Annotated in this window: 1 protein-coding gene; it reads right to left on the bottom strand. The window is 66.1% G+C overall.

Annotation, left to right across the window (positions count from 1 at the left end):
• The coding region (locus tag E0702_RS21660) for an ABATE domain-containing protein (protein WP_368816932.1) at window positions 1-189 on the bottom strand (189 nt) is incomplete at its 3' end.
• Window positions 190-221: the final 32 nt, after the last annotated feature.

The following is a 221-nucleotide window of genomic DNA, read 5'->3' as shown; positions in this document are numbered from 1 at the left end:
GCGGCGCTCCAGGCGCAGGCCCGCCTCCTCGCAAACCAGTTCAGAATGGCTGGGAGCTTTAGCCATGAAGTCATTGAGCAGCTTTGGATCGATCCTGCCGCCATTCTTGCGTTCGCCGACCAGCGCTCGGACCGTCTCGCGCAGCGACTGCGCGGATTTCAGCAAGCCTCGCGTCTGACCGGCCGTTATCGCGCCGCGCTGGTAACGCCCGGCGCGGAGCC

This window comes from Halomonas marinisediminis (genome assembly GCF_004347715.1).
Taxonomy (GTDB): domain Bacteria; phylum Pseudomonadota; class Gammaproteobacteria; order Pseudomonadales; family Halomonadaceae; genus Halomonas; species Halomonas icarae.
Note: the sequence above shows the minus strand (reverse complement) of the source record. Positions and strands in the feature narration are given on the sequence as shown.